6 protein-coding genes are annotated in these 9217 nt (G+C 73.8%); 5 read left to right on the top strand and 1 reads right to left on the bottom strand.

All coding sequences use genetic code 11. The annotated features are described in order from the left end of the window. The 5 genes from ACGFIS_RS35415 to ACGFIS_RS35395 all read left to right on the top strand — a co-directional run. Positions 1-2435, top strand: a 2435-nt coding sequence (locus tag ACGFIS_RS35415) for a condensation domain-containing protein (RefSeq protein ID WP_392973816.1), incomplete at its 5' end; no start/stop codon positions are given. Further along, a complete protein-coding gene (locus ACGFIS_RS35410) occupies positions 2432-6433 on the top strand; it encodes an amino acid adenylation domain-containing protein (protein ID WP_392973815.1) in 4002 nt (1333 codons plus the stop codon). The genes ACGFIS_RS35415 and ACGFIS_RS35410, both read left to right, overlap by 4 nt. Before the next feature lie 13 nt (positions 6434-6446). Further along, positions 6447-6656 (top strand): MbtH family protein, encoded by a 210-nt coding sequence (locus ACGFIS_RS35405; RefSeq protein WP_392898104.1) that lies wholly within the window; start codon positions 6447-6449, stop codon positions 6654-6656. After that, positions 6649-7308 carry a GNAT family N-acetyltransferase gene (locus ACGFIS_RS35400; protein ID WP_392898102.1) on the top strand — a complete coding sequence of 220 codons (660 nt, stop codon included), beginning with the start codon at positions 6649-6651 and terminating at the stop codon, positions 7306-7308. The genes ACGFIS_RS35405 and ACGFIS_RS35400 overlap by 8 nt, the downstream gene beginning before the upstream one ends. Continuing rightward, complete coding sequence (locus tag ACGFIS_RS35395; protein WP_392898100.1) at positions 7305-8042, top strand: thioesterase II family protein; 738 nt, start codon at positions 7305-7307, stop codon at positions 8040-8042. Before ACGFIS_RS35400 ends, ACGFIS_RS35395 begins: the two co-directional genes overlap by 4 nt. Positions 8043-8109: 67 nt before the next feature. On the opposite strand, the gene ACGFIS_RS35390 is transcribed toward ACGFIS_RS35395, so the two are convergent. Further along, complete coding sequence (locus ACGFIS_RS35390; protein WP_392898097.1) at positions 8110-9165, bottom strand: S1 family peptidase; 1056 nt, start codon at positions 9163-9165, stop codon at positions 8110-8112. Between the last annotated feature and the right edge of the window lie 52 nt (positions 9166-9217).

Raw genomic sequence — 9217 nt, 5'->3', positions numbered from 1 at the left:
AGGATGCTCCGGCGCTGGTCAACATGTACGGGATCACCGAGACCACCGTGCACGTCTCGTATGTGGCCCTCGACCGCGCCTTGGCGGCGGCCGCGCCGGGCAGCGTGATCGGCGTCGGCATCCCGGATCTGCGCGTCTACGTCCTGGACGGTCGTCTGCAGCCCGTACCGCCGGGTGTGGCGGGGGAGTTGTACGTCGCGGGCGCGGGGCTGGCGCGCGGTTACCTCAACCGTCCGGGCCTGTCCGCCGAGCGGTTCGTCGCCGACCCGCACGGCAGGCCCGGTACCCGCATGTACCGGACCGGCGACGTCGGCCGCTGGCGCCGCGACGGGACGCTCGAATACCTGGGACGCGCCGACCAGCAGGTGCAGCTGCGCGGGTTCCGGATCGAGCTGGGCGAGATCCAGGCGGTCCTGACCCGGCACGAGGCCGTCCGGGACGCCGCGGTGGTCGTCCGGGACGACCGCCTGGTCGCCTATGTGGCCGGGAGCGGTGTCGATGCGTCGGAGCTGCGCCGGTTCGCCGGTCAGGACCTGCCCGACTACATGGTTCCGGCGGCCGTGGTCGAGTTGGACGCTCTGCCGCTGACGGTCAACGGCAAGCTGGACCGCAAGGCTCTGCCCGCGCCGGACTTCGCGGCCAAGGTGTCCTCCCGCGCGCCCCGCACGTCCGAAGAGGAGGTCCTCGCGGGCCTGTTCGCCGAGGTCCTCGGCCTGGAACGGGTCGGGGCCGGCGACGGGTTCTTCGACCTGGGCGGCGACTCCATCATCGCGATCCAGCTCGTCTCCCGCGCCCGCCAGTCCGGCCTGGTCATCACACCGCGCGAGGTGTTCCAGCACCAGACCGTCGAGGAACTGGCCGCGACCGCGCGTCCGGTGGGCGAAGGCGAACGGGTCGACGCCGAGGCCCCCGGCGCCGGCATCGGCCAGGTCCCCGCCACGCCGATCATGCGCTGGTTCCAGGACCTGAACGGCCCGGTCGGCGGCTACAGCCAGCGGATGCTGCTCCAGGTCCCGCCGGACCTGGGCGTGGAGAGGCTCACCGCCGCGCTGCAGACCGTCCTGGACCACCACGACATGCTCCGGCTCCGCATGCACGCCGACGCCGACGCCGACGGCTCGCAGGCCGCGGACAACAGAGGCACCGAGTTCGAGGTCGCCGAACCCGGCACGGTCGACGCGGCGGCGCTCGTCCGCCGCGTGGACGTCGCCGGCCTGGACACCGGCGGGCTCCGCGCCGTCCTCGCCGCCGAGGCCGAGGCCGCCCGCCGCCGCCTCGACCCGGCCGCCGGGACGATGGCGCAGCTCGTCTGGTTCGACGCCGGCCCCGCCGAATCCGGTCGTCTGCTGCTCACCCTCCACCACCTCGCCGTGGACGGCGTGTCATGGCGGATCATCCTGCCCGACCTGGTCGCCGCGTGGGGCGGGGGAGACCTCGACCCCGTCCCGACGTCGTTCCGCCGCTGGGCGCAGCGCCTCGCCGCCGAGGCGTCCGACCCGGCCCGCACGGCGGAGCTGCCGCTGTGGGACGACATCCTCGCCACCCCCGACCCGGTCCTCGGGCCCCGCCCGCTCGACCCCGCGGCCGACACGTTCGGGACGGCGCGGCACCGCACGCTCGACCTGCCCGCCGACGTCACCGCGCCGCTCCTCGCCGACGTCCCGGCCGCCTTCCACGGGCGGGTCAACGACGTGCTGCTCACCGGCCTCGCCCTGGCCGTCGCCGAATGGCGGCGCGAACGCGGCACCTGCGACGAGACGGCCGTCCTCATCGACCTCGAAGGGCATGGCCGCGAGGAGATCGTCCCCGGCGTGGACCTGTCGCGCACCGCCGGCTGGTTCACCTCGATCTACCCGGTGCGGCTCGACGCCGGATGGGTCGAGCCCGCCGACGTCCGCGAGGGCGGCCAGGCCGTCGGGACGGCGCTGAAGCGGGTCAAGGAGCAGCTCCGCGAGATCCCCGACAACGGCATCGGGTACGGCCTCCTGCGCTACCTCGACCCCGCGGCGGGCGCGCGCCTCACCGGGCATCCGCAGATCGCGTTCAACTACCTCGGCCGGTCCGCCGCGCCCGAGGCCACCGACTGGGGTCCGGCGGGACAGGCCGACGGCGACGCCCTCGGCACCGGGCAGGACGACGCGCTCGGCCTCGTCCACGCCATCGAGGTCAACGCGCACACCCGCGACCTGCCGGACGGCCCCGAGCTGTCCGCGACGTGGACGTGGGCGGGCGGACTGTTCGACGAGGCCGCGATCGCGGACCTCGCCGAGCGCTGGTACGCGGCGCTGCGCGGCCTGGTCGCGCACGTCGTGGACGGCGCGTCCGACGGGCCCGTCGGCGGGTTCACCCCGTCCGACCTGTCGCTGGTGGACGTCAGCCAGGACGAGATCGACGAGCTCGCCGCCGAGCTCGACGGCGAATGGGAGCTGGATTGAGCAAGTCGCAGCTTGAGGACATCCTCCCGCTGTCCCCGTTGCAGCAGGGGCTCTTCTTCCACGCGCTGTACGACTCGGGGCCTGTGGAGCGGCGAGCGGCGGAGCGAGGAACGAGTGGGCAGGCGAGCGCGACCAGAGGGGACGTGTACACCGCGCAGATCGTGTTCGACCTGCGCGGCCCCCTCGACGCGGACGCCCTGAAGGCCGCCGCCGCGACGCTCCTGCGGCGGCACGCCAACCTGCGGGCCGGTTTCCGGCAGCGCAAGGAGGGGTCACCGGTCCAGGTCGTGCACCGCGAGGTCCGCCTCCCGTGGGACGACGCCGACCTGTCCGCCCTGCCGGAGGCCGAACGCGAGGCGAAGGCGCGGGAGCTGGTCGACGCCGAACGCGCCCGGCCGTTCGACATGACGAAACCGCCGCTGCTGCGCTTCCTGCTGATCAGGCTCGCGGACGGCCTGCACCGCATGGTGTTCACCAACCACCACATCCTGCTGGACGGCTGGTCCACGCCCGTCCTGCAAACGGAACTGTTCGCGCTCTACCTGGCCGGGGGCGACGACGCCGGGATGCCGCGCGTCACCCCGTACAAGAACTACCTGGCGTGGCTCGCCGCCCAGGACCGCGCCGCCGCCGAGGACGCCTGGCGCCGCTCCCTCGACGGCGTCCACGAACCCACCCTCGTGGCGCCGGGCGCACCCGAGCCCGGCGCGGACACGCCCGGACGGGTCCGGACCCGCCTCACCGAGGCCCTCACCTCGGCGCTCAGCGCGCGCGCCCGCGCCCAGGGCGTCACCCTCAACACCGTCCTGCAACTCGCGTGGGGCACGCTGCTCGGCCGCCTCACCGGCTCGACCGATGTCGTGTTCGGCGCCGCCGTGTCCGGCCGTCCACCGGAACTCCCCGGCGTCGAGCAGATGATCGGCCTGTTCATCAACACGCTGCCGATCCGCGTCCGCGTCCGGCCCGCCGACACCGTCGCCGATGCGCTGATCCGCCTCCAGGACGAGCAGGCCGCGCTGATGCCGCACCACCACCTCGGCCTGGCCGACATCCAGCGCCTCAACGGCACCGGCACCCTCTTCGACACGATGACCGTGCTGGAGAACTACCCGTTCGACCCGGACGCCGCCGGCGCCGACCTCGGCGGCCTGTCCCTCCACGACGTGGACGGATACGACGCGTCCCACTACCCGCTGACCTTCGCCGCCGTCCCCGGCCGCGGCCTGTCCCTGCGCATCGACCACCGCGCCGACCTGTTCACCGAGGACGACGCGCAACGCCTGATGCGCCGCTTCATCCGCATCCTGGAGGCCGTCGCCCACCGCCCCGACCTGCCGCTGGGCCGCATCGACGTCCTGGACGACGACGAACGCGAACACGTCCTGGAGACCTGGCAGGGACCGGCGACGGACCGGACCCCGGGCACCGTCACGGGCCGCTTCGCGGAGCAGCTGGCCCGCACGCCCGCCGCCCCGGCCGTCCGCGCCGGAGGGGAGACCGTCACCTACGCCGAACTGGACGCGCGGGCGAACCGGCTGGCGCACCGCCTCATCGGGCTCGGGGTCGCGGCGGACACGCCGGTCGCCGTCCTCCTCGAACGGTCCGCCGACGTCGCCGTGGTGTCGCTCGCGATCCTCAAGGCGGGCGGCGCGTACGCGCCGATCCACCACGGCTACCCGCCGGAGCGGATGGCGTGGGCGGTCGCCGAGGTCGGTGCGCCCGTCCTGGTCGTCGACGCCGCCATGCGCGACCGCGTCGCCGGCCTCGACACGCCGGCGCGGATCCTCGTCGTGGACGACGACCCCGAGACGGCCGCACTGCCCGGCACCGACCCGGGCGTGCGGTGCCATCCCGACCATCTCGCCTGCGTGCTGTTCACGTCCGGCTCGACGGGCGTGCCCAAGGGCGTCATGCTCCGCCACCGCGACGCCGTCGACCTCGCCACCGACGGCCGGCTCAGGGGCGGGGCGCACGACCGGGTGCTCGTCCACTCGCCGCACGCGTTCGACGCGTCCATCTACGAGCTGTGGACGCCGCTGCTGCACGGCGGCACGGCCGTGTTCGCGCCTCCCGGGCATCTGAACGGCGAGGCCCTCGAAACGGTCATCGCCGAGGAGGACCTCACCGGCCTCTTCATCACCACGACCCTGTTCAACCTCGTCGCGGACGAGCGCCCGCAGGCGTTCGCGCGGCTCCGCGAGGTGCTGACCGGCGGGGAGGCCGGATCACCGGCCGCGATGCGCAAGGTCCTCGCCGCGTGCCCCGACACCGAGGTCGGCCACGTGTACGGCCCCACCGAGGCCACCACGTACACGACGTACTCGGCGCAGCGCGCCCCGCTCGCCGACCCGTCCGAGACGACCCCGGGGCTGGGCCGCCCCTTCGACGACATGCGCGTGTACGTGCTGGACGAGGGGCTGCGTCCCGTCCCGCCCGGCGTGGTCGGCGAGGCCTACATCGCGGGCGCGGGCCTCGGCCGCGGCTACCTGCGGCGGCCCTCCCTGACCGGCGAACGCTACGTCGCCGACCCGTTCGGCGCACCCGGCGGCCGCATGTACCGCACCGGCGACCTCGTCCGGTGGCGGGCGGACGGCGCCCTCGAATACGTCGACCGCGTCGACTTCCAGGTCAAGGTCCGCGGCTTCCGGATCGAGCTGGGCGAGATCGAGGCCGCCGTCGCCGCCCACCCGGCCGTCGCGAACGTCGCCGTCATCGCCCGCGAGGACACCCCCGGCGTCAAGGCCCTCGTCGCCTACGTCATCGCGGAAACCCCGCCCTGCAGGGGGGACGACCCCGCTGAACCCGCCGGTGGGGGACGCGGTGTGGACGGCCTGCGCGAGTTCGTCGCCGCCCGGGTGCCCGAGTACATGGTGCCCGCCGCGTTCGTCCGGCTCGACACGTTCCCGATCGGCCCGACCGGCAAGCTCGACCGGCGCGCCCTGCCCGCCCCCGACTACGGCGAGGCCGCCGCCGGACGCGAACCCCGCACACCCGAGGAGGAGCGGCTCTGCGCCATCGTCGCCGACGTCCTCGGCCTCGACCGCGTCGGCGCCGACGTCAGCTTCTTCGACCTCGGCGGCGACAGCATCGCCGCGCTGAAGCTCGTCACGCGGGCCCGGCGGGCGGACTTCGAGCTGACCCCCCGCGACGTGTTCACCCACCAGACGGTCGAGGCCCTCACGCGGGCCGGCGGGCCCGAGGACCGGCTCGGGTTCGAGATGCTGCTGCCCATCCGGACGTCCGGGACCCGCCCGCCGGTCTTCTTCGTCCACCCGGCGGGCGGCCTGTCGTGGAGCTACCTGCAGTTCCAGCGGCACCTCGCCCCCGACCAGCCGATGTACGGGCTCCAGGCCGCCGGTTTCACGCGGCCGGAGCTGCCCGGCACCGTCGGGGAGGCGGCCGAGGACTATCTGGAGCAGATCCGCGCCGTCCAGCCGTCCGGCCCCTACAACCTCGCGGGCTGGTCGCTCGGCGGGCTCATCGCCTACGAGATGGCCGTCCGGCTCCAGGCCGCCGGAGAACGGGTCGGGCTGCTCACCCTCATCGACGCGTACCACACCCAGGACCTCGAATCGGAGCGGCGCGAGATCCTCCCCGAGCTTCTGGAGAGCATCGGCATCGACGCCGGCATGATCGCCGCCGACGGCAACCCCGACATGGAGCAGATCATGGCGGTACTCGCCGCACGCGACGACGCCCTCGCGACCCTCGGCGAGGACGACCTGGTCAACGTCTACCGCAACTACGAGAACGGCCTCCGGCAGGCCGAGGAGTACCGGCCCGGACGGTTCCGCGGCGACATCGTCTTCTTCACCGCGCTCCAGGGCCGCACCGGCGACTCGCCCACCGCACGGTCGAACTGGGGCCCCCTCGTCGAGGGCGAGATCGAGGACTACCCCGTCGACGTCGACCACCATCTGCTCATGGAGCCGGGCCCGGCCGCCGAGATGGGCGCCGTCCTTGCCGCCAAGCTCGACAAACTACAGAGCACGCAGTGAAAGGGAACCAGAGATGACCAACCCCTTCGAGGACCCCGACGCCACCTACGTCGTCCTCGTCAACGACGAGGGGCAGCATTCGCTGTGGCCGTCGTTCGCCGAGGTCCCCGCCGGCTGGACGGTGGCCAAGGACGAGGACACCCGGCAGGCGTGCCTGGACTACATCAACGACAACTGGACCGACATGCGCCCCAAGAGCCTCATCGAGGCCATGGGTGAATGACGGCGGCCCGCCGGCGTTCCGCGGGGACGCGATCGCGGTCCCGGCGGTCACCGAGTGGACGATGGAGATGCTCGACGCGGCGGACCTGCGTCCCGCGCCGCTGCCGGGCGTCGAGATGACGTTCACGCTCGCCGGGCGGCCGTCGCCCGAGGTCAACCGCGCCATGTACGCGGCCGTCGGCGCCCGCGTCTGCTGGACGGACCGGTTCCCGTGGACGCACGCCGACTGGCGGGCGTGGGTGGAGCGGCCCGAGCTGTCCACCTGGATCGCCATGGCCGAGGGCACCATCGCGGGCTTCTTCGAGATCGAGGCGCAGCCGGGCGGGGACACCGAGATCCACCTCGTCGGCCTCACGCACGCGTTCGTGGGCCGCGGCTACGGCGGCTACCTCGTCGAGCAGTGCACCCGCCGCGCCTGGCAGCGCGGCGAGCTGTGGGCCCTCGACGGCGGCCCCGCCACCCGGGTGTGGCTGCGCACCAGCAGCCTCGACCACCCGAACGCGATCGCGAACTACCGGCGCCGGGGCTTTAAGGTGGCCGCGGAGACCACCGCGCCCAAGCTCGTCCCGGACCCGCGGGCCGCGCCGTGGCCGCTGCCGCACGATCCGCGCGTGGCCTCCCGCCGCCACGAGCAGGAGGAGTTGATCACTTGACCTGGTTCCGCTGCACCGAGAACCGTCCGTGGGCGTCGATGCGGCTGTTCTGCCTGCCGCACGCGGGCGGGTCGGCGGTGTTCTACCGGCCGTGGGCCAAGGAGATCAGCCCGGCCGTCGAGGTGCACGCCGTCCAGTACCCGGGCCGCGCCGACCGGATGGCCGACGCGATGGTCACCGACGCCCACCAGCTCGCCCGCCTCATCGCCGGTGCGATGGCGCCGCTGATGGACCGCCCCGCCGCCCTGTTCGGGCACAGCATGGGAGCCGTCCTGGCCTACGAGGTGGCGCGGCTGCTGCAGGAGCGCGGCAGCGCCCCGGTGCACGTGTTCGCCTCCGGCGCCCGCCCGCCGCACGACCGCGGCGACGACCGCGTCGCCGACAGGGACGACGACGGCGTGGTCGCCGAGATGGTGAACCTCGGCGGCAGCGACGCCGAGGCCCTGCAGGACCCCGAGCTGCGCGAACTCGTCCTGCCGTACGTGCGCAACGACTTCCGGATGATCGAGGACTACGCCCACCGGCCCGGCACGCGGCTGACCGTCCCGATCACCGCGATCATCGGGGACGCCGACACGCACGTGTCCGAGGAGCAGGCCGCGGGCTGGGCGCGGGTCACCGACGGGCGCTTCGCGCTCAGGACCCTGCCGGGCGGGCACTTCTACCTGACGGACCGGCAGCCGGACGTCATCGCGGAGATCCTCCGCACCCTCGAGGTCCCCGCCGTCCCCTGACCCGGACGGCGGCGGGCCGCCCCGCGGGAGCGATGGTCCGGGGCGGCCCGCCTCTGTCGGGTGTCGGTCAGTAGACGCTCAGGCCGTAGCGGTTGAGCACCTCGCTGACGGGCTGGAAGAACGTCGTCCCGCCCCAGCTGCAGTTGCCGCTGCCGCCGGAGGTCAGGCCGAGCGCCGTGTTGGGAGCGAACAGGGCGCCGCCGCTGTCGCCGGGCTCGGCGCACACGGTGGTGCGGATCAGGCCGGACACCGACCCCTGGGAGTAGTTGACGGTCTGGTTGAGGGCGGTGACCCGGCCGTTGTGCAGGCCGGTGGTGCTGCCGCTGCGGTACACGGTCTGCCCGACCGTGGCGTTCCCGGAGCGGGTGATGTCGTGGGTGCCGCTGTACAGGCTGACGGCGCCGCGCGTGTCGGTGGGCGTCGAGCTGTACTGCACGACCCCGTAGTCGTTGCCGGGGAAGCTGCTGGCCACGACCCGGCCCAGCGTCCGCCCCGACCTGTCGGTCCAGGTCGAGCTGATGTTGGTGCAGTGCCCGGCCGTGACGAAGTAGTACGTGCTGCCACTCCGTACGTTGAAGCCGAGCGAGCAGCGGGAGCCGCCGGCGTAGATGGCCTCGCCGCCGAGGGTGAACTTCTGGAACTTCCCGGCGACGCGCTCGGTGCGGACGGCGGCGCCGTGCTCGGCGGCGGCGGCCTGCACCTTCTTGAGAGCGGCGCCCTTGACGGTGCTGTCCATCGTGAGCAGCACCTGGTTGGTGTCCGCGTCGATGGCCCAGGCGGTGCCCGGGATCGTGGCGTCGCGCTTGAGTGCGGCCATGACCCGGTTCAGGTCGGCGCCGCTGCGCGCCACGGTCTTCGGGACGGCGCCGGCGGCGCGCACCGCCTGTGCGGCCTTGGCGTCGGTCACGGTCACGACCAGCTTGCCGCCCTTGAGGTAGGAGCCGGCGGTCTGGGAGCCGAGCTGGTGCGCGAGCGACGACGCGACCGCGCCGTGGTCGACGGGGGCGGCGGGTGCCGCCGGGCTTGCGAACGCGGCGGGTGCGGTGGCGAGGGTGGCCGCCACCACTGCAGCGGTCGCCGTGGTGACGGCGACGGCGCCGACGCGCCTGTTTCGGATCTTCACTTGTGCCTCCACGGGGGGATGGGCGCACCCGAGTGGCGCGCCGGAGGTCACC

This window comes from Spirillospora sp. NPDC048824 (assembly GCF_043198455.1).
GTDB lineage: Bacteria > Actinomycetota > Actinomycetes > Streptosporangiales > Streptosporangiaceae > Spirillospora.
The sequence above is the reverse complement of the archived record's forward strand: the minus strand, read 5'-3'. Positions and strand labels throughout refer to the sequence as shown.

What these genes read in the sequence shown, in the direction of transcription:
- ACGFIS_RS35405 (WP_392898104.1), top strand. Translation starts at nt 6,447, where the DNA reads ATGACCAACCCCTTCGAGGACCCCGACGCCACCTACGTCGTCCTCGTC.